This window comes from Cyanobium sp. ATX 6F1 (assembly GCF_024346315.1).
GTDB lineage: Bacteria > Cyanobacteriota > Cyanobacteriia > PCC-6307 > Cyanobiaceae > ATX-6F1.
On record NZ_JAGQCS010000001.1, the window covers coordinates 215,330 to 234,408 of the forward strand.

A 19,079-nucleotide genomic window follows, 5' to 3' on the forward strand; every position below is an offset into this window, starting at 1 on the left:
AATCACCGGACGCAGGGGCGGGGCCTTTTTAAGCGGGCGGGAGCGTAACGCTGTTCTTCCGCAACCATTCCCGCAGTCCATCCCCCGCCAGCCGCGGCGACACCCGCGGCAGTTCGCGCCAGCCGCCCCCCTGCCGAACCGCCAGCACCGGCACCTCCAGCCCGTAGCGCGCCTGGAGTTCCGGGTCGGTGTCCACGTCGATCAGCACCAGTTCCGGCGCCGGATCAAGGGCCGACAGGCGCTCCTCCAGGCCCTGGCAGAGGCAGCAGTCGGAGCGGGTGTAGAGCCGGTAAGGGGCTTCATGCATCGACAGGGGGGCTCAATCGGGAACGGGATCGCAGCCGCAGGGGGTGAAGGGGTGGCAGCGCAGCAGCCGCCGCAGGGTGAGCCAGCCCCCCCGCCAGGGACCATGGCGGCCGATCGCCTCGAGGCCGTAGGCGCTGCAGCTGGGGATGAAGCGGCAGCGCGGTCCGAGCAGCGGGGAAATCCAGCGGCGATAGCCACCGATCAAGGCCAGCAGCAGGCTGGCCAGTGCCGTTGAAACGGCCGCCAGGCCAGCGGATAGGATCGTTGGCTGGCGTTCCAAGCGGAGAGTTGCCGAGGGCCTTCCCTCCAGCATGCTCCCGAACCTGGGCCACGCCACATCGTTCAACCTTTGATTTCCTTCCTCAATGTCTCGATACCGCGGCCCTCGCCTGAGGATCACGCGGCGCTTGGGAGACCTTCCCGGTCTCACCCGTAAGTCCGCCAAGCGGGCTTATCCCCCCGGTCAGCACGGCCAAGCCCGTCGCAAGCGCTCCGAATACGCCATCCGCCTCGAAGAGAAGCAGAAGCTTCGTTTCAACTACGGGATTTCCGAACGTCAGCTGGTTCGCTACGTCAAGAAAGCCCGTGCCCAGGAAGGTTCCACCGGAACCAACCTGCTCAAACTTTTGGAAAACAGGCTCGATAATGTCTGTTTCCGCCTTGGTTTCGGTCCCACCGTCCCCGGCTCCCGCCAACTGGTGAACCACGGCCACGTAAGCGTCAACGGCCGCGTCGTCGACATCCCCAGCTATCAGTGCAAGGCCGGCGATGTGATCGTCATCCGGGAACGCAAGGCCAGCAAGAGGCTCGCCGAAGGGAACCTGGAGTTCCCCGGCCTGGCCAACATCCCCCCCAACCTCGAACTCGACAAGGCCAAGCTGACCGCCAAGGTCAACGGCAAGATCGAGCGCGAGTGGGTGGCCCTGGAGATCAACGAACTGCTGGTGGTCGAGTTTTACTCCCGCAAGGTCTGAATTCGTTTCCTCTTATCTCCTGGCTCTGGCCGGGAGTCCAACCCCGGCCAGAGCCGGGGTTTTTTCATGGGCCCAACGCCCAAGGCGTGGCCCACCCAGCCCACTCAGCCGCCGATCAAGGTCTCCAGGGCGGCCGTCACGTCCGGCTGCCGCATCAGCGCTTCTCCCACCAGCACCGCGTCCGCACCTGCGCTCACCACCCGGTCCAGATCGCCGCGGTTGAGCAGGCCCGATTCGCTCACCAGCAGGGCCCCGCTGCGGCGCACCCGCTCGCCGTAGGTCGCCATCAGCGTTTCGGTGACGGCCAGATCGGTGTGGAACGTGGCCAGGTCGCGGTTGTTGATGCCGATCAGGTTCACCCCCTCGAGCCCCAGCACCCGCTCCAGTTCGGCGCCGTCGTGCACCTCCACCAGCGCGGCCAGGCCCAGGCTCCTGGCCACCTTGAGCAGATAGGCCAGATCCTGATCGCTCAGGATCGCGGCGATCAGCAGGGCGGCGTCGGCCCCGGCCGCCCTGGCCTGGAACAGTTGATAGGGCGAGAGGATGAAGTCCTTGCAGAGCAGTGGCAGGTCCACCTGCTGGCGCACCGCCACCAGCACCTCGAAGCCCCCCTGGAAGAAGGCCTTATCGGTGAGCACCGACAGGCAGCTGGCCCCACCGGCGGCGTAGCCCCGGGCGATCGCCTCCGGGTCGAAGGCCTCGCGGATCACCCCCTTGCTCGGGCTCGCCTTCTTGATTTCGGCGATCACCGCCGGTTTGCGGCAGCTGGCACGCAGGGCGGCCACAAAATCCCTGGGCGCAGGCAGGAGCGCCACCTGCTTCTTGAGTTCCGCCAAGGGAACCCGTTCACGGGACGCGTCCACCTCCCTGTCCTTGGCCCAGACGATCTCCTCGAGGATGTGGCGCGGTTCCGCCTCCGGATGGCGGATGCCGAACTGGAGGTGGGCCACCTTCACCGGCGGGTTCGGGGGGCGACGACGGATCTCCATCGCTCAGACCCCCACGGGCTGACGGGCGGCGCTCACCGCTGAAGCCGCCTGCTTGTAGGCCACCTCCACCAGCTCGCTGAGGGTCGGGTGGGTGTGCACCTCGGTGGCCAGCTGCAGCACGCTCTGGCGGCGGGCGACGGCGTTGGCGATCTCCTGGATCAGATCAGCCGCATGGAGGCCGTAGATGTGGGCGCCGAGCACCTCGCCGCTGGCCTTGTTGAACAGCAGCTTCATCATTCCATCGCTCTCCAGTTCAGCCAGGGCCTTGGTGTTGGCCTTGAAGTAGCTGCGCACCACCCCCAGCTCGAAGCCGCCGGCGACAGCCAGGTCCTTGGCATCGGCTTCGCTCAGCCCCACCGAGCTGATCTCCGGATGGGTGAAGGTGGCCGCAGGGATCGAGCGGTAATCGATCGTGCGGGGGTGGCCCAGGATGTTGTCCACCGCCACGGTGCCCTGGGCGGCGGCGGTGTGGGCCAGCATCAGCTTGCCGGTCACATCGCCCACGGCCCAGAGGTGGGGCACCGGCTCCCCGTTCAGCAGCACCCGCAGGCTGTCATCGACGGGGATGAAGCCGCGGTTGGTCTCGACGCCAACGCTCCCCAGGTTGAGTTCCTTGCTGGTGGGCACCCGGCCGGTGGCCACCAGCACCGCATCCACCTCCAGCACCTCCACCAACTCCTTGCTGGCCATGTCGGCCAGCTCGATGCGCACGGGGCTGCCGGGGGTGACCTTGCGGGCCAGCAGACCGGTGCGCGTCTCGATGTCGCGGCCCTCGATCAGCTTGCGGGCCGCCAGCTTGGCGATGTCGGGATCAAAGGTGGGCATCACCCGATCGAGCGCCTCGATCAAGGTGACCTCACAGCCCAACGCCGTGTAAACATCAGCAAACTCCAGGCCGATGTAGCCGCTGCCGATGATCGCGATCCAGCGCGGCAGCGAGGCCAGTTCGATCGCCTCGTCACTGGTGAACACGGTGCGGCCGTCGGTTTCGATGCCGGGGGGCACGAACGGATCGGAGCCCGTGGCGATGATCACCTCCCGGGCCGAGTAGATCCGATCGACGCCATTGCTCTGGCGCACCCCCACCTTCTGGGGCCCCTCCAGCCGGCCCTTGCCCCGCAGGATCGTGGCCCCGGAGCGCTCCAGGGTTTTGGTGAGGTTGGCGCGGATCGCGGCCACCAGCTGGGCGGCGTGGTCGGCGATCGCCTGGCGCTCGAAACGCACCGGGGCGGCGTGAATACCGAAGGCGCGAAGGTGCTCGGCGTCGGCCAGTTCCCGCACCCGGCCGCTGGCCGCCAGCAGGGCCTTCGAGGGCACGCAGCCGCGGTTCACGCAGGTGCCGCCCATGTCGCGGGATTCGATGATCGCCGTGCGCAGGCCGTGGTCGGCGGCGTGTTTGGCCGCATCGAAGCCGCCGTAGCCGGCGCCGATCACGATCACATCGAAGTCGAAAGGCGCGCTTGCGTCAGACACCGGCCGGAGGCAACTGAGGTGGCATTCTCCCCCGCCGCAGCCCCCTCAGTCCGTCCCCGGGCCCTCGCCCCCTGAAGCGAAGCGCTGGCGGCTGCGCTCCAGCAGCAGCGGAGCCGCCGCCACGGCCACGTTCAGCGATTCCACCTGGGGGCTGTGGGGAATGCTGATCCGCTGAGTGCAGCACTCCAGCAGCTCCGGAGCCAGCCCCGCCCCCTCGTTGCCCAGCAGCAACACCGTGGGCTGACACCAATCCAGCTGCCAGTAGGGCAGGCCGCCGCGCACCACCGTGGCCACCACCTGCAACCCCTGGTCCCGGGCGGCGATCAGCCGCTCCAACAGGGCCGCCGTCCCCTCCAGGCGGCGCAGGGGCAGGGCCAGGGCCGCACCGGCGGAGGCCCGCAGCACCTTGGGCTGCCAGGGATCCGCCCCCGCCGCCAGCCAGAGCTCGTCGACACCGGCCGCCAGGGCCGTGCGCATCAAGGTGCCCAGGTTGCCGGGATCCTGGAGGCGATCGAGCGCCAGCACCAGATCGAGCTGTGGGGCCGGCCCCGGTTCGATCAGGGGCAGGCTGAGCACGACCCCATCGGGGTGCTCGGTGGTGGCGACCGCCGCCAGCAGCGACTCCCCCACAGGCTGCAGCGCAACATCCAAAGGAAGGGCCCGCACCAGGGGCCCGTGGCGTTCAAGCCAGGCTTCCGTGGCCAGCACCAGCTCAGGGCGCAACTGCCGCGCCATCACCTCCTCGAGCAGATGGGTGCCCTCCAGCAGCACCAGACCCTGCTCCCGCCGGCCACGGGCGCCATGGAGGGCACGAAAACGGGCCACCAGCGGATGGCGACGGCTGCTGATCAGCTCGGGCAGGGTCCGACCAGCGCTCATCGGGCCTGCCGCGGCCGAGGCTCAGAACAACTGATGACGGCGTACATGGAGCTTGTCACCGAGCACCAGCTTGGTGTCAGCGAGGTCGAGACCGTTCACGGAGGCCACCTCACCCTTGAGACCCTCCTGGGAGAGGTTTTCGACCAATTTTTTAACCAGGATGTCTTCCATCATCGAATCATCGAGGCTTTCGGGGCTAAGGCTTCCGAGAAACTTTCCAAGTTTCGATGCCACCACTTCAGAGGCGTTGGTGATCTTCAGCACGATCATGTGGAGGGCTCAGCTGAGGTGATGAAGCGAGAAGAGCCGAGAAGAGTGAAGTGCGGATGGGGAGACTTGAACTCCCACGACATTGCTGCCACTAGTACCTGAAACTAGCGCGTCTACCAATTCCGCCACATCCGCGGGCGTTCGTCGCGATGGCGACCTGGCCACCATAAAACACCGCCTGGCGCCCACACCCTCCATGGCCGGAACTTGTCCCATGGCAGTGGAGGACTGGGGGACAAGACAGTTCCAGCGGCGGACCTCTAGACGGTGCAGCGAATCATTGTCAAGATGTCGGCACAAAAAGCGGAACCGCTTAAGTCATGACCCTGACGGCCGTTCCGTCCCAGAGCCTGGTGACACCCCAACTCGAAATCTCCGGCGGCCGCCGTCTCAGTGGGGATCTTCGCGTCAGTGGCGCCAAGAATTCCGCTCTGGTGCTGATGGCGGCCTGCCTGCTGAGCGAAGACGGCCTGCGACTGCGCAACGTGCCTCCGCTCACCGACATCGCCGCCATGGGCGAGATCCTCGCCGCCCTTGGGGTGGGTGTGCGCCGGGGGGGCGACTGGATCGAAATGGACGGCCGCACGCTGAACAAATCGGCGCCGCCCTATGAACTGGTGAACAGCCTGCGGGCCAGTTTCTTCTGCATCGGCCCCCTGCTGGCCCGCCTCGGCGTCGCCCGGGTTCCCCTGCCCGGTGGCTGCCAGATCGGCACCCGTCCCGTGGTGGAGCATGTCAAAGGGCTCAAGGCCCTCGGTGCCCAGGTCACGATCGAGCACGGGGTGGTCTCGGCGGTGGTCCCGGGCCGCGGCCACCGGCTCAGCGGCGGCCGCATTCACATGGACTGCCCCAGCGTCGGCGCCACCGAGACCCTGATGATGGCCGCGGTGCTGGCCGACGGCGAGACGGTGATCGAGAACGCCGCCCTCGAGCCTGAGGTCGTCGATCTGGCCGGTCTGCTGATCGCCATGGGCGCCCGCATCCGTGGCGCCGGCACCCCAAGCATCACCATCGTCGGGGTTGATCGCCTGCACGGTGCCGACTACGCCGTGATCCCCGACCGCATTGAAGCCGGCACCTTCCTGCTGGCCGCCGCCATCACCCGCTCGACCCTGCGGGTGTCGCCGGTGATCCCCGAGCACCTGGGCGCCGTGCTCACCAAGCTCGAAGAGGCGGGCGCCCTGCTCGAAGCCGATGGCACCGCCATGACCATCTCGGCCGAGACCATCAACGCCGTCGACCTGCGCACCCAGCCCTTCCCCGGTTTCCCCACCGACCTGCAGGCCCCGTTCATGAGCCTGCTGGCCACCGCCAAGGGCACCAGCGTGATCACCGAGAACATCTTCGAGAACCGCCTGCAGCACGTGGCTGAACTGCAGCGCATGGGGGCCGCGATCCGCATGCAGGGCAACACCGCCTTCATCGAAGGGGTCCACCGCCTCAGCGGTGCGCCCGTGCAGGGCAGCGACCTGCGGGCCTCCGCCGCCATGGTGCTGGCGGGTCTGGCGGCAGAGGGGATCACACGGGTGCAGGGGCTGGAGTATCTCGATCGGGGTTACGCCGACTTCGAGGGCAAGCTGAACGCCGTCGGAGCCTCGATTCGTCGCCACGGCGGCTGAAGCGCGGCACGAAGCCAGCGAAGGCCCTCACCTACAGTCGAAGGGCGGGAGCGTGCCGGAATTGGTAGACGGACTCGACTCAAAATCGAGCGCCTTCGGGCATGTGGGTTCGAGTCCCACCGCTCCCATCTCGGCCGTGATGGACACCTACAGCCGCTTCGATCTGGAGCTGGTGAAGGGCAAGGGCGTCTGGGTGAAGGACAGCCACGGCCGCAGCTACCTCGACTGCGTGGCAGGCATCGCCACCTGCACCCTGGGGCACAGCGACCGGGCCCTGCGCAAGGCCCTGAGCAGGCAGCTGGGCCGGCTGCAGCATGTTTCCAACCTCTACAGGATCCCCGAGCAGGAGGAGCTGGCCCGCTGGATCACCGACCACAGCATCGGTGAGCGGGTGTTCTTCTGCAATTCCGGCGCCGAAGCCAACGAGGCCGCCATCAAACTGGCCCGCAAGCATGGCCACCAGCAGCGCGGCATCGAGCGGCCGGTGATCCTCACGGCCCAGGCCAGCTTCCATGGCCGCACCCTGGCGGCGGTGAGCGCCACGGGCCAGCCGAAGTACCACCACGGCTTTGAGCCCCTGGTGGAGGGCTTCCGTTTCTTCCCCTACAACGACACCGCCGCCTTCGAAGCGCTGCTGGAAGAAACCGAGGCCGAAGGCCCGAGGGTGGCGGCGGTGCTGATCGAGCCCCTGCAGGGGGAGGGTGGGGTCAATCCCGGCGATCCCGCCTTTTTTGCCCGGGTGCGCGAACTCTGCGACCAGCGCAACATCCTGCTGATCTTCGATGAGGTGCAGGTGGGGGTAGGCCGCAGCGGCAAGCTCTGGGGCTATGAGCGCCTGGGGGTGCGCCCCGATGCCTTCACCCTGGCCAAGGGTCTGGGGGGCGGCTTCGTGATCGGCGCCCTAGTGACCACCGCCAAGGCTGATCTGTTCAAACCCGGGGAACATGCCAGCACCTTCGGCGGCAATCCCTTCGCCTGCCGCGCCGCCCTCACCGTGGTGCACGAACTGGAGCGACGCGATCTGGTGGCCCATGTGGCGGCCGTCGGCGCCAAGTTGCGGCAGGGGCTCGAAGACCTGGTCCGGCGCCATCCAGACCAGTTGGAGTCGGTGCGGGGCTGGGGGCTGATCCAGGGCCTGGTGCTCCAACCCGGAGCCCCCAGTGCTCCTGAGCTGGTCAAGGCGGCGATCGATCACGGCCTGCTGCTGGTGCCGGCGGGCCCGAATGTGGTGCGTTTCGTACCGCCCCTGGTGATCCGCCCCCGGGAACTCAAGCAAGCGGTGAAGCGCTTTGAGACGACCCTGATCCAGCTCACCGCCGCCGGCTGAGCGGGTGAGCGCCAGCCGCGTTGATCCGTTGGCGGATCTGATCGAACCCTTCCAGCGCCGGGGGGTGGACCTGGGTCTGGAGCGCCTGCAGGGTGCCCTGGCCGAACTGGGCCACCCCGAACGCCGGTTCATGGCCGTGCAGGTGGCCGGCACCAACGGCAAGGGCTCCATCTGCACCCTGGTGCACGCCGCCCTGCTGGCGGCGGGCCACTCCTGCGGGCTCTACACCTCTCCCCACCTGCTGAGCTGGTGCGAGCGCATCCGGCTGGGGGCCGAGCCGATCACCGAAGGTGAGCTGCGGCGCCGGCTCCTGGAGCTGCAACCGCTGGCCCGCCGCCACGATCTGACCCCGTTCGAGCTGATCACGGCGGCGGCGTTTGTGGCCTTCGCGGGCGCGGGGGTGACGATCGCCGTGCTGGAGGTGGGCCTGGGGGGGCGACTGGATGCCACCACCGTCCACCCCCGCCGCGACGTGATCGGCCTGGCCTCGATCGGCCTCGATCACAGGGAATTCCTCGGCCCTGACCTGGCCAGCATCGCCACGGAAAAAGCCGGGGTGCTGCACCCGGGCGCCCGGGTGGTGAGCGGCCCCCAGACGGCGGCGGTGCGGGCGGTGCTGGAGGCCCAGGCCGTGCGACAGGGCTGCCAAATGCAATGGCGCGAACCCCTGCAGCAACAGGGCGAGGAGTTGGTGGCCAGGGAATTGCGTTGGTGCAGCGGCCTGGCGGGGTCGGTGCAGCGCACCAATGCGGCCGTGGCCCTCGGGCTGATCGAGGCCTTGCGCGAGCTGGGCTGGGCGATCCCGGATCAGGCGATCCGCCGTGGCTTCAGCGAGGCCCGCTGGCCGGGGCGCCTGCAGCGCGTCCGCTGGCGCGGCCAACCCCTGATCCTTGATGGGGCGCACAATCCACCCGCTGCCGTTGCCCTGCGAGCCGAGCGGGATCGGCTCGGCGACGGGTCGATCCACTGGGTGCTCGGGATCTTGGCCAACAAGCAGGCGCCGGAGATGCTCGAAACCCTGCTCGCCCACCAGGATCGGGCCTGGATCGTGCCGGTGAGCGGCCACAGCAGCTGGGGGGCCGAGGAGCTGGCGGCCGCTTGCCCCGCACTGGCGGGCCGGCTCAGGGGCGCCGGAGATCTCGAGGCCGCCCTCACGGACGCCACCGGCTCGCGAGAGAGCCCCACGCGCCCGGTGATCGTGGCCGGCTCCCTCTACCTGCTGGGCGACCTGCTGGCCGCGGCGGACCTAGACCAGGGTGAGACGCCGTCCCCGCCATGCCATCCGTTTTGATGCCTCGGTGGGGGATCGCCGGTCGCTGCTGGCGTTTGATGGCGCTGGGGTCGCTGCTGCTGGCTCTGGTGCTGGGCGCCCCCGGTCCCTGGAGGGCCGCCCCCGCGTTCGCCGTCGATTTCACGCTCACCAGCCAGAACGGCGCCGATTTCCACGGCCAGGAACTGGCGGGCAGCTCCTTTGCCGGGGCGGTGGCCCGCGGTGCCAACTTCGCCGGTGCCCAGCTGCAGGGCGCGATCCTCACCCAGGCCAACTTCGCCGAATCCGATTTCAGCGGCGCTGACCTCTCCGATGCCCTGATGGACCGCACCGATTTCAGTGGCACCAACCTCACCGGAGCCGTGCTCACAGGCGTGATCGCCAGCGGCAGCAGCTTCAGCCAGGCCCGCATCGACGGGGCCGATTTCAGCGGCGCCCTGCTGGACCGCAACGACCAGCGCAGCCTCTGCCGGCGCGCCCAGGGCACCAACCCGATCACCGGCGCCGACACCCGCCTCAGCCTCGATTGCGGCTGAGTTGAGCTGGCCCGTGCGGCTCCCATGCCACTTCAGCGCTCCAGCCAGCCCCGCAGCTTGCCGGGGTTGAGCAGACCCCTGGGGTCATGGGCCGCCTTGGCGGCCACCTGGTCGGCGTCGATCACCCCCAGGCCGCCATCCTCGACGGTGAGCACGTGGGGATTGAACAGCACGCCCCCCAGCTCCTTCACCTGGGCGATCAGCTCCGCAAGGGGTCCATCCCCGCTCCAGCGCACCAACGGCAGCGCCGCCAGCCGCGCCACCCCCTGCTGACGCACCGCTTCGAGGTGCCAGAGCAGGTCGTCGCCCCAACGCCGGCGCAGGGCCGCGATCGCTGGGCCCTCAGGCTGGGGCAAAAGGAGTTGCAGGTAGGTCCAACCGGGATCCTGGGCGCGCAGGTGCAGGGTGGTGTGGTTCCAGCTCAGCTCCCGCAGCGGCAGCCCCCTGGCACCCGCCTGGGGGGCCTGCCAGACGATCCGTCCCCCCAGCTGGGGCACCCAGGGCTCCAGCACCGGCAGGGCATCGGGGGCCGCCAGCAGCAGCAGCCGGTGGCCGGCGGCCGGCGGGCAGCCCGCCGGGCTGGGAAGCCGCCTGGCCAGGGGCGCCTCCAGCAGGCAGAGGGCATTGAGCAGCAGGGCCGCGGCCGGCAGGGCGCGGGCCGCCTCCAGGGCGGCGTCCCAGTGCTCGAACTCCAGCACCAGTTGCCGCCAGTCCACCGCTTCGGTGGTCGCCAGGGTGAGGGCGGTGAGCAGGCCGTTGGTGCCGTAGGCGTGGTTGAGCGCCCGGCTGGCGGAGGCATCGAGCTGCAGCAACCTGGGTTCCCGCTCCAGCGTGACCACCTCCAGGCCCAGCAGATGGCCCGGATCACGCAGGAAGCCCCAGCGGATCGAGCCGATGCCGCCGGAGCCCCCGGCGATGAAGCCGCCGAGGGTGGCGCTCCGGTAGGTGCTGGGGGCCAGCCGCAGGGCCCGGCCGTGGGGCTCCAGCTGGCGGTCGAGGCTCGCCAGCAGGCAGCCCGCTTCGGCGGTGACGATGCCGCTGGCCGGATCGAAACCCCGCAACCGGTTCAGCCCACTGAGATCCAGCACCACGCCACCGGCCAAGGGCACGCACTGGCCGTAGTTGCCGGTGCCCGCCCCCCGCGGCGTCAGCGCCACCTCGTGGCGGGCGCAGGCCGCCGCCACCCGAAGCACGTCATCGACGGATTGAGCCCGCACCACCAACTGGGCCAGCCGTCCCTGGAGCTGGCGATGCAACAGCGGTGAGTAATCGAAGTAGTCGCTGGAGAGGCGTTCCAATTCGAGGCCCGCGCGCACCAGATCGAGGCCGCTGAGATCGGCGACCAGCGCCTCGAGCCGCTCGGCGCTGGCCGGAGCGGGCGACTCGTGGGCCGGGCGGGTCATGGGCCCTGGGGTTGCGGTGACAACCCCGCCAGAAACGGGGAGTCGGTCGGTTCCGGCGCCAGCCACTGACCGGCGCGCAGCACCCGCCGTTGGGGCGGTCGGGCCAGCAGCTCACCCCAGGAGCCGGCCGAGAGCACCACCAGATCGGCGGGGGCCCCCACCCGCAGCACCCCATCCCAGGCCAGGCCCAGGAGCCGGGCGGCCGCCGTCGTGAACGGCGCCAGCCCCAGCCGCTGCCAGGGGGCCAGCTGGGCCGCCGCCAACGACTGGCGCAGCAGTTCGATCGGATCAAAGGCGCCGCCGGGATACCAGGGGTCCTGGACGTTGTCGCCGCCGACTGCCACGGTCACCCCGGCCCGCTGCAACTGCCGGATCGGGGCCAGGGGCCGGCGGCTGGGGGTGGCCTCGCCGCGTCGACCCAGCAGCCAGAGGTTGGTGAGCGGCAGGGCCACGACCCCCAGGCCCGCCGCCGCCATCGCCTCCGCCAGCCGTTCCAGGGCCGGCGCGCTCAGCAGGCCCAGGCTGCTGCTGTGGCTGCAGGCCAGGGGCACCCCGAACCCGTGCCGGCGCACCAGGCGGCTCACCAGGGAGACGCCCACCCCGGGCTGGACGTCGGCCTCATCCACATGCAGATCCACGCCGCAACCCAGCCCTTCCGCCAGGCGCAACAGGGCAAGCAGCCCCGCCTCTGCCGCCTGGGGCGCCACAAACCCCGGCCCCAGCACGCCCCCCAGCAGCCCAGCGGCATCCGCCACCCGCCGCGCCAGGGCCGCCCCCTCGGGCGCCTGCCAGTGGTCGATCGGCACCAGGGCCACCAACTGCAACTCGATTCGCCCCTGCCAGCGTTGGCGCAGCTCCAGCAAGGCCTCCCAGCTGACCGCCGCCGCAGGACCAAGGCTGTCGATGTGGCTGCGCACGGCCCGCAGCCCCGAGGCCCAGGCCAGCCCCAAGGCCCGCTCCCCCCTCTCCAGCACCCGCTCACGCGTGCGGCTGAGGTGCTCCTGGCCGTTGGCCGCCAGGGCTCCCGCCACGGTGCCGGCTTGGTTGGGATGCTCCGACCAGCTGAAGGCCTTGTCGAGGTGGGCGTGGGGCTCCACCGGCGGGGTCAGGGCCAGGGGGAGCGGCGCGCCGCCCTGGGGCTCATGGGGCTCCAGGGCGCTGATGCGTCCCTCGGCCACGCGCAGCTGCACCGCCACCAGGCCCTCGCCATCGGCCCTGGGACAGGCGAGCCAGAGGGGATCAAGCAACGCCCGCGGCAGGAGCAGGGGCGGCAGCGGAGGGCCCGAGCGACTCACTTCCGCTCCACCGGGCGGCTGATGGCCTCCAGCTGCAGGAACTGGCCGGCCCCCGCCAGGGTGGTGACGTGGTAACGGGGCAGATGCAGCCAGGGCAATACCTCCTGCCCCCCCACATCGGTGTTGTAGAGGCTGAACAGGCCAGCGTTGAAACGACGGGTGTTCGCAGCCGCCAAGGAGCCCAGCAGCTTGCGCTGGCCGTGCACCAGCTCCGGGCAGTTCTGCACCAGCAGGCCGAGCAGCATCGGCAGACCGTCGTCGCCGCAGATCTCACGGGTGGTCAGGTCCACCAGCCGCTCCCCTGCGTAGAGCTCGAACTCGGCGGGGGTGGGATTGCTGAACACCAGCGCCGCGCCAGCGGCCAGCGCCGCTCCGCCACCCAGCAACAGGGTCCGCGCTCGCCGGGTCGAGGTGGTGGGCGGGGGGCTCAACGGCAAGGGAACAGAGGAGTCAGGTTGATAGGATCGCGCAGCCCACGGCGGGCGTAGCCAAGTGGTTAAGGCAGCGGATTGTGATTCCGCCATTCGGGGGTTCAATTCCCCTCGCTCGCCCTTTTTCTCTTCGCTCCCCTTCGGCTTCGTCCCTCGCCGTCAGTCCCCCAGCAGGGCTTCGAGAAGCGTGGCACCCCCGTTTCTGACCGGATCGTCCGTGGGCAGGCCAAGCCCATTCTGACAAACCTCGATCGCCGTTGATGCCCCGGCCGGATCGAGGCCACTGGTGTTGAGGGCGATGGCGCGCACCCGCGGGGGGGCCGCCACGCAGCCGACCGGACGGGCCAGGGCGGCCAGGGCCTCCACCACGGCCACCAGCTGCTCCAGGGGGGGAATCGGCACCGGCGCCGCTCCCGGCCGCTCCCGGATGCACTCCTGAGCAGCCCGGTGCACCAGCACCAGATCGGTGGGCTGGCTGCCCCGGATCAGGGGCAAGGTGGCGGTGGAGCCCGGATGGCAGAGGGAGCCCTGGCCCTCCACCAGCAGCAGTCCGTCCTCGGGCAAGCCCTGGCCCGCCTCCAGCACGGCCCGCTCCACCGCCCCGGCGGCGTAGTCGACGCGCACGGCATCGAGGGGCACCCCTGTGCCGGCGATCAGGATCCCCGCCTGGCCGGTGCCCACGAAGCGGGCGTCCAGCCCGCGACCCAGGGCCGCGGCCCGCAGCTCCAGGCAGACGCTCATCTTGCCCACGGCCATGTCGCTGCCCACCGCCAGGAGGCGCCGGCCCGGCAACGCCGCGGCCCGGGCGGCCCCCACCTGCAGCCCCTCGGGCTCCTGGCGCAGGTCCCAGATCCACTGGCCCTCCCCCACCAGGGCCGCCAGGGCGGGGTCGTCCCCCAGGCGCGTATGCAGCCCGCTGGCGACGTTCAGGCCCGCCGCCAGCGCCGCGAGCAGATCCCGCCGCAACGGCTCCGGCAGCAGCCCGCCGGAGGGGGCCAGCCCCACCACCGCCACCTGCGGCCCCAGGGGCAGGGCCTCCTGCAGCGAGGCCAGGATCGGCACCGCCCGCTGAATTCCCGTGAGCGCCCCGAGATCTTCGCCCGCGTGGGCCGGGTCCACCACGGCCACGATCGGTCCGGAGCGATAGCGGAGCATCGCCAGACCGGTCTTGCCGGAGAGGTTGTCGAGGCCGCCGTGCTGCAGCAGCACCAGCGGCGCCTGGGGATCCAGCGGTGAACGGGGGCCCAGCGCCAGGGCCGCGCTCATGGCCGGCCGATCCAGCGCACCCCCAACCCCGGCCGCTCCGACGGCCGCACCCGGTCGCCCTCCAGCGGCGGGCCCTCGAAGGGGTCATCCACCAGGTTCAGGTGGCTGTCCAGGTCGGGCCAGCGCACCAGGGGCAGCAGCTGGGCGGCGGCGCCGTTGAGCAGGGCGCTGTCGGAGTAGCAGCCGAGCATCAGATCAAGCCCCAGCCGCTGGGCGACGCCGGCCATCAACAGGGCCTCGCTGAGGCCCCCGGTCTTGAGAAGCTTGAGGTTCACCCCATCCACATGGGGAGCGAGCCGCAGCAGATCCTCGAGGTTCCAGCAACTCTCATCGGCCACCAGGGGAATCGGGCAGTGCAGATCGAGGGCGGCGAACCCCGCCGTATCGGCCTCGGGATCCGCCAGGGGCGCCAGGGGCTGCTCCACCAGCACCACCCCCTGCTCCGCCAGCCAGGGGATCAGCCGGCAGGCCGCCTGCAGGTCCCAGCCGCCGTTGGCATCCACCTGCAGCTCCAGCGCCTCACCCTGGGCCTGGCCCTGGCGCGTCAGGGCTTCCGCCACCGCCCGCACCAGGGCGCGGTCATGCTCCACCCCATCGGGGCTGCCCAGCTTGAGCTTGAGACGGCGCGCCGGCAGCTGCAGCCACCAGCGCTCCAGCCGCGAAAGCACCTGCTCCACGCTGCCCAGCCCCAGGGTGAGGCTGGTGGGCTTCACGGCCGTTGGATCCAGGCCCCAGAGCCGCCAGAGGGGCTGCCCCAGCCGCTGGCCCCACCAGTCATGCAGGGCCAGATCCAGGCCGCAGCGGGCCGGTGGCGAGAGCTCTGCGAGCAGGGGCTCGAGGGCCTGGCGATTGGCGGGGTCCCGTCCCGCCAGGGCCGGTGCCAGGGCCCGCAGTTCGGCTTCCACCGGCTCCAGGTGGTAAGCCCGGTGACCGGTCTCGAAGCCGCCGGTTTCCCCCTGGCCTTCGATCCCTTCATGGATCAGCCGCACCCGCAGACGCGTGACCGCAGCGGTGGTGCCGCGGCTGATCGCCAGCGGCACGGCCTTGGTGAGCACGAAGCGATCGAGGCGCAGCTCCATGGGGGCGGGGCCTTGTCCGCAGAAGGCTTGCACCGTAGCCAGCGCCAGCGAAGTCAGCGCATGGGCCGGCGATCAACGAAACTGGGCCCATGGGCGCGCAACCAGCCGTGAGGGGCAGCTACTGGATCACCACCTTCGGGTGCCAGATGAACAAGGCGGATTCCGAGCGCATGGCCGGGATCCTGGAAACCATGGGCTATGCCCCCGGCAGCGACGAGCACAGCGCCGATCTGGTGCTCTACAACACCTGCACGATCCGCGACAACGCCGAGCAGAAGGTCTACAGCTACCTGGGCCGCCAGGCCCAGCGCAAACGCCTCAATCCCCACCTCACCCTGGTGGTGGCGGGCTGCGTGGCCCAGCAGGAAGGCGAAGCGCTGCTGCGGAGGGTGCCCGAACTGGACCTGGTGATGGGACCCCAGCACGCCAACCGCCTGGGCACGCTGCTGGAGCAGGTGGAGCTCGGCCAGCAGGTGGTGGCCACCGGCGAGCACCACATCCTCGAAGACCTCACCACCCCCCGGCGTGACAGCGGCAGCTGCGCCTGGGTGAACGTGATCTACGGCTGCAATGAGCGCTGCACCTACTGCGTGGTGCCGGCCGTGCGGGGGAAGGAGCAGTCGCGGCTGCCGGAAGCGATCCGGCTGGAGATCGAGGGGCTCGCGGCCCAAGGTTTCAAGGAAATCACCCTGCTGGGGCAGAACATCGATGCCTATGGCCGCGATCTGCCCGGCATCACCCCCGAGGGTCGCCGCCAGCACACCCTCACCGACCTGTTGCATCACATCCATGGCGTCGAAGGGATCGAGCGGATCCGTTTCGCCACCAGCCATCCGCGCTACTTCACCGAGCGCCTGATCGACGCCTGCGCGGATCTGAGCAAGGTCTGCGAACACTTCCACATCCCGTTCCAGAGCGGCGACAACGACGTGCTCAAGGCCATGGCCCGCGGCTACACGGTGGAGCGCTACCGGCGGATCATCGAGCGCATCCGCGTGCGTATGCCGGAGGCCTCGATCAGCGCGGATGTGATCGTCGGCTTCCCGGGCGAAACCGATGCCCAGTTCCGCCACACCCTCGATCTGATCGAGGAGATCGGCTTCGATCTGGTCAACACCGCCGCCTACTCCCCCCGCCCGGGCACCCCGGCCGCTGACTGGCCCGGCCAGCTCAGCGAGACGGTCAAGGTGGAGCGGCTGCAGGAGCTCAACGCCCTGGTGGAGCGCACCGCCCGCGCCCGCAGCGCCCGCTACCTGGGGCGCGTCGAGGAAGTGCTGGTGGAGGGCGCCAACCCCAAGAATCCCGGCCAGCTGATGGGCCGCACACGGACCAATCGGCTCACCTTCTTCCCGGACGAAGGGCAGGGCCTCGGCGCGCTGGTGCCCGTGCGCATCGAGGAAACCCGCTCCTTTTCGCTCAGCGGTCGCTCCCTCGCCCCCGCCCTGCGGCACTGATACGTTTGGGCCCTGCCCCCTGGCCCCTGGGCCAGTTCCCGATGCCGTCTGCGCCCACCTCGATCGGTCTGGTGTTCGGCGGAGTGTCCGGGGAGCATGCGGTCTCGATCCGCTCGGCCGCCACCGTGGCCGGCGCCCTTGGCCGCGGTGCCAATGCAGAGCGCTACCGGCTGTTGTGCTTCTACATCGACCAGGCCGGCCATTGGTGGCCGCCGGCGGTGGCCGAGGCGGTGCTGGCGGCGGGCTGCCCCCCCGAGCCGGAGGAGCAGCCGGCCACGTCGGTGCGGCCGGGCTTCCAGGGGCTGCCCGCCGGGGCGGCTGAGGTGGAGGTCTGGTTTCCGGTGCTGCACGGCCCCAACGGGGAAGACGGCACGATCCAGGGGCTGTTCACCCTGATGCAGGTGCCCTTCGTGGGCTCCGGGGTGCTGGGCTCGGCCGTGGGCATGGACAAGCAGGCGATGAAGGCCGCCTTCGCCGCCGCCGGCCTGCCCCAGGTGCCCTATGTCTGCGTGCAGGCCGCCGAACTGGACGCCCCCCAGCGCGCGGCTGCCCTGCTGGAGCGCCTGGAGGCCAGCCTCGGCTATCCCTGTTTCATCAAGCCCGCCAACCTGGGGTCCTCGGTGGGCATCAGCAAAGCCACCGACCGCGCCAGCCTCGAAGAGGGCCTGAAAGAGGCCGCTCGCCACGACCGGCGCCTGGTGGTGGAAAAGGGCATCGTCGCCCGCGAGCTTGAATGCGCCGTGCTCGGCCGCGAGGCGATGCGGGCCTCGGTGTTGGGGGAAATCCGCTTCGACGCCGACTGGTACGACTACACCACCAAGTACACCGAGGGGCTCAGCCACACCGTGATCCCCGCCGATGTGCCAGAGGCGGTGAGCGAGCGGGCCCGGGCGCTGGCGATCCAGGCCTGCCGGGCGGTGGCGGCCGAAGGGCTGGCCAGGGTCGACTTCTTCTATGAAGAAAGTGGCGGCGACGCGGGCGGCGCCGCAAGCGCTGTCGAAGCTGGTGGCGGCACCCTCTGGCTCAACGAGATCAACACCCTCCCCGGCTTCACCAACCAGAGCATGTATCCGCTGCTCTGGGCCGCCACGGGCCTGCCGCTGGAGGAGCTGGTGCACCAACTGGTGCAGCTGGCGGGAGAATGGTCCATCGACACCCACCCAGACAGGGAGGCACAGGCGGCATGAGTCAGGGACTGCTGTGGTTGCCGTTGCTGGTGGTGTTCGTGCTGCTCACCGCCCTGGGCTGGCTGGAGCGGCGGCGCCAGCGGCTGTTCCAGGAGTGGGCGGAAGGCTCTGAGCTGGCCAAGCTCGATGGCTGCGGCGCGGCCCGACTGATCGATGGTGAACTGAGCTGGAGCCGTTTCCACGCCGGCAACCTGGAGCTGGAGGACACCTTCACGATCAAGTCGCTGGAGCTCGTCGAGCTGCTGGCCCTGGGATCCGGAGAAGCGCCGCTCACCGAGGAAAGCCAGGGCAGCTGCCGCCTGCGGCTGGTGGGCTCCGGTATTCAGAAGGATCTCCCCTTCGCCGATGCCGAACGGGCCCGCCGCTGGATGGACGATCTGATGTCGCGCTCCCGCTGCGAACTGTGAGTTCCAAGCCGGAGTCCCCGCCCGCAGGACCCCGCCAGGTGCTCCCCGCCGGCGCCGAGCGGCGGCGCCAGCTGCGCCAGCAACGACGCACTCAGCTGCTGCGCCACAGCTGGCAGGTGGTGGTGCTCAGCGCCGCCGCGGCCGGCCTGGGCTGGGTGCTGTTGCGCCAGGGCTGGACCCTGCAGAGCCCTGCGCAGGTGGAGGTTTCCGGAAGCCAGCAGGTGAGCCGCGAGCAGGTGATCCAGGCCGCCCAGCTGCGGTTCCCCTTGCCGCTGCTGGAACTGCGTCCCCAGGCGATCACGGCGGCACTGGCGGCGGCCCTGCCGGTGGAAAACGTCCAGGTGAGCCGGCTGATGCTGCCGCCCCGGCTGCGCATCCAGCTGGTGGACCGCCAGGCGGTGGCCCGGGCCGAACGGCGCACCCCCCGGGGGCTTGAGCTGGGCTATGTGGATCGTTTCGGCAGCTGGATGAGCCGGCGCCAGCAGCAGGGGGCCGGTGGCGCCGGCCCAGCCTCCAGGACCACCGTGGTCGGCTGGCAGGAGCGCTATCGCCCCGCCCTCGGACAGGTGCTGGCCCGCCGCGATGACCTCGGTAGCCCCCTGCTGGAGGTGCGCTTCGAGCCCAGTGGCTCCCTGTGGCTGCGCACCGCCTCCCTGGGGTTGATCCGCCTGGGTCCCCCCGACGCCCAGCTGGAGCGCCAGTTGGAGGTGCTCAGCCACCTGTCCGAGGAACTGCCCGCCAAGGTGCGCAACCTCAAATTGCAGTCCATCGACCTGAGCAACCCCGACCAACCGGAGCTGGGACTGCCAGCCCCCTTCAACGGCAGCGGCGGCAAGGGAGCCACTCCGGCCGGGGTGGACTGAGTGCAGCGCCGTCCCCCTGGGCTCAGGCCGATTGCCGGCTGTGGGGAATCC

At 70.1% G+C, this 19,079-nt stretch carries 20 protein-coding genes and 3 tRNA genes; 11 read left to right on the forward strand and 12 right to left on the reverse strand.

Annotated elements, in window-relative coordinates:
• Positions 1 to 28: 28 nt before the first annotated feature.
• Together KBZ13_RS01165 and yidD are read right to left on the reverse strand one after the other, a co-directional pair.
• Positions 29 to 307 carry a glutaredoxin family protein gene (locus KBZ13_RS01165; protein WP_255005205.1) on the reverse strand — a complete coding sequence of 93 codons (279 nt, stop codon included), beginning with the start codon at positions 305 to 307 and terminating at the stop codon, positions 29 to 31.
• A 12-nt stretch (positions 308 to 319) separates the two neighbouring features.
• Positions 320 to 619, reverse strand: coding sequence for a membrane protein insertion efficiency factor YidD (gene yidD / locus KBZ13_RS01170; protein WP_255005207.1), 300 nt, complete (start codon positions 617 to 619; stop codon positions 320 to 322).
• A gap of 52 nt (positions 620 to 671) precedes the next feature.
• On the opposite strand from yidD, the gene rpsD reads away from it, so the two are divergent.
• Positions 672 to 1,280: a 30S ribosomal protein S4 gene (gene rpsD / locus KBZ13_RS01175; protein WP_255005208.1), complete on the forward strand. Its 609-nt coding sequence runs from the start codon at positions 672 to 674 to the stop codon at positions 1,278 to 1,280.
• A gap of 104 nt (positions 1,281 to 1,384) precedes the next feature.
• On the opposite strand, the gene trpC is transcribed toward rpsD, so the two are convergent.
• The 5 genes from trpC to KBZ13_RS01200 form a co-directional block, all read right to left on the reverse strand.
• On the reverse strand, positions 1,385 to 2,269 hold the full coding sequence (gene trpC, locus KBZ13_RS01180) for an indole-3-glycerol phosphate synthase TrpC (RefSeq protein WP_255005209.1): 885 nt from the start codon (positions 2,267 to 2,269) through the stop codon (positions 1,385 to 1,387).
• 3 nt (positions 2,270 to 2,272) lie between these two features.
• The gene (locus tag KBZ13_RS01185) at positions 2,273 to 3,742 is read right to left on the reverse strand and encodes a dihydrolipoyl dehydrogenase (protein ID WP_255005210.1); all 1,470 of its coding nucleotides are present in this window, start codon (positions 3,740 to 3,742) and stop codon (positions 2,273 to 2,275) included.
• A 45-nt stretch (positions 3,743 to 3,787) separates the two neighbouring features.
• The gene (locus KBZ13_RS01190; protein WP_255005211.1) at positions 3,788 to 4,621 is read right to left on the reverse strand and encodes a TrmH family RNA methyltransferase; all 834 of its coding nucleotides are present in this window, start codon (positions 4,619 to 4,621) and stop codon (positions 3,788 to 3,790) included.
• Between the two features lie 21 nt (positions 4,622 to 4,642).
• Positions 4,643 to 4,891 carry a hypothetical protein gene (locus tag KBZ13_RS01195; protein ID WP_255005212.1) on the reverse strand — a complete coding sequence of 83 codons (249 nt, stop codon included), beginning with the start codon at positions 4,889 to 4,891 and terminating at the stop codon, positions 4,643 to 4,645.
• Between the two features lie 51 nt (positions 4,892 to 4,942).
• Positions 4,943 to 5,026: transfer RNA gene (locus KBZ13_RS01200), tRNA-Leu, on the reverse strand.
• 185 nt (positions 5,027 to 5,211) lie between these two features.
• On the opposite strand from KBZ13_RS01200, the gene murA reads away from it, so the two are divergent.
• The 5 genes from murA to KBZ13_RS01225 all read left to right on the forward strand — a co-directional run bounded on the left by murA (position 5,212) and on the right by KBZ13_RS01225 (position 9,643).
• Complete coding sequence (murA, locus tag KBZ13_RS01205) at positions 5,212 to 6,510, forward strand: UDP-N-acetylglucosamine 1-carboxyvinyltransferase (RefSeq protein ID WP_255005213.1); 1,299 nt, start codon at positions 5,212 to 5,214, stop codon at positions 6,508 to 6,510.
• Between the two features lie 46 nt (positions 6,511 to 6,556).
• Positions 6,557 to 6,638: transfer RNA gene (locus KBZ13_RS01210), tRNA-Leu, on the forward strand.
• 11 nt (positions 6,639 to 6,649) lie between these two features.
• Complete coding sequence (locus KBZ13_RS01215) at positions 6,650 to 7,837, forward strand: aspartate aminotransferase family protein (protein ID WP_255005214.1); 1,188 nt, start codon at positions 6,650 to 6,652, stop codon at positions 7,835 to 7,837.
• Positions 7,838 to 7,841: 4 nt separating this feature from the next.
• On the forward strand, positions 7,842 to 9,128 hold the full coding sequence (locus KBZ13_RS01220; RefSeq protein ID WP_255005215.1) for a bifunctional folylpolyglutamate synthase/dihydrofolate synthase: 1,287 nt from the start codon (positions 7,842 to 7,844) through the stop codon (positions 9,126 to 9,128).
• A 38-nt stretch (positions 9,129 to 9,166) separates the two neighbouring features.
• Complete coding sequence (locus KBZ13_RS01225) at positions 9,167 to 9,643, forward strand: pentapeptide repeat-containing protein (protein ID WP_315859585.1); 477 nt, start codon at positions 9,167 to 9,169, stop codon at positions 9,641 to 9,643.
• Positions 9,644 to 9,675: 32 nt separating this feature from the next.
• On the opposite strand, the gene KBZ13_RS01230 is transcribed toward KBZ13_RS01225, so the two are convergent.
• Genes KBZ13_RS01230 through KBZ13_RS01240 form a run of 3 tightly spaced genes read right to left on the reverse strand, consistent with a single transcriptional unit; the run spans position 9,676 to position 12,772 of the window.
• Complete coding sequence (locus tag KBZ13_RS01230) at positions 9,676 to 11,046, reverse strand: FAD-binding oxidoreductase (protein ID WP_255005217.1); 1,371 nt, start codon at positions 11,044 to 11,046, stop codon at positions 9,676 to 9,678.
• Entirely contained in the window at positions 11,043 to 12,341 is a 1,299-nt protein-coding gene (locus tag KBZ13_RS01235; protein WP_255005218.1) for an amidohydrolase family protein, read from the reverse strand. The genes KBZ13_RS01230 and KBZ13_RS01235 overlap by 4 nt, the downstream gene beginning before the upstream one ends.
• Positions 12,338 to 12,772, reverse strand: coding sequence for a DUF4359 domain-containing protein (locus KBZ13_RS01240; RefSeq protein ID WP_255005219.1), 435 nt, complete (start codon positions 12,770 to 12,772; stop codon positions 12,338 to 12,340). The genes KBZ13_RS01235 and KBZ13_RS01240 overlap by 4 nt, the downstream gene beginning before the upstream one ends.
• A 47-nt stretch (positions 12,773 to 12,819) precedes the next feature.
• On the opposite strand from KBZ13_RS01240, the gene KBZ13_RS01245 reads away from it, so the two are divergent.
• Positions 12,820 to 12,892: transfer RNA gene (locus KBZ13_RS01245), tRNA-His, on the forward strand.
• A 39-nt stretch (positions 12,893 to 12,931) separates the two neighbouring features.
• Here KBZ13_RS01245 and KBZ13_RS01250 read toward each other — a convergent pair.
• Positions 12,932 to 14,038: a DUF1611 domain-containing protein gene (locus tag KBZ13_RS01250; RefSeq protein ID WP_255005220.1), complete on the reverse strand. Its 1,107-nt coding sequence runs from the start codon at positions 14,036 to 14,038 to the stop codon at positions 12,932 to 12,934.
• Positions 14,035 to 15,117, reverse strand: a complete 1,083-nt coding sequence (locus KBZ13_RS01255; protein WP_255005221.1) for a dipeptide epimerase — start codon at positions 15,115 to 15,117, stop codon at positions 14,035 to 14,037. The genes KBZ13_RS01250 and KBZ13_RS01255 overlap by 4 nt, the downstream gene beginning before the upstream one ends.
• Before the next feature lie 89 nt (positions 15,118 to 15,206).
• Here KBZ13_RS01255 and miaB point away from each other — a divergent pair, with 89 nt between their 5' ends.
• From miaB to KBZ13_RS01275, 4 genes are read left to right on the forward strand one after another with little or no spacing between them, the layout of a single operon-like run.
• Positions 15,207 to 16,571, forward strand: coding sequence for a tRNA (N6-isopentenyl adenosine(37)-C2)-methylthiotransferase MiaB (gene miaB / locus KBZ13_RS01260; protein ID WP_255005222.1), 1,365 nt, complete (start codon positions 15,207 to 15,209; stop codon positions 16,569 to 16,571).
• Positions 16,572 to 16,612: 41 nt separating this feature from the next.
• Positions 16,613 to 17,758 carry a D-alanine--D-alanine ligase family protein gene (locus tag KBZ13_RS01265; RefSeq protein ID WP_255005223.1) on the forward strand — a complete coding sequence of 382 codons (1,146 nt, stop codon included), beginning with the start codon at positions 16,613 to 16,615 and terminating at the stop codon, positions 17,756 to 17,758.
• Positions 17,755 to 18,165 (forward strand): hypothetical protein, encoded by a 411-nt coding sequence (locus KBZ13_RS01270; protein WP_255005224.1) that lies wholly within the window; start codon positions 17,755 to 17,757, stop codon positions 18,163 to 18,165. The genes KBZ13_RS01265 and KBZ13_RS01270 overlap by 4 nt, the downstream gene beginning before the upstream one ends.
• Entirely contained in the window at positions 18,162 to 19,028 is an 867-nt protein-coding gene (locus KBZ13_RS01275; protein ID WP_255005225.1) for a cell division protein FtsQ/DivIB, read from the forward strand. The genes KBZ13_RS01270 and KBZ13_RS01275 overlap by 4 nt, the downstream gene beginning before the upstream one ends.
• The last annotated feature ends 51 nt before the right edge of the window (positions 19,029 to 19,079 follow it).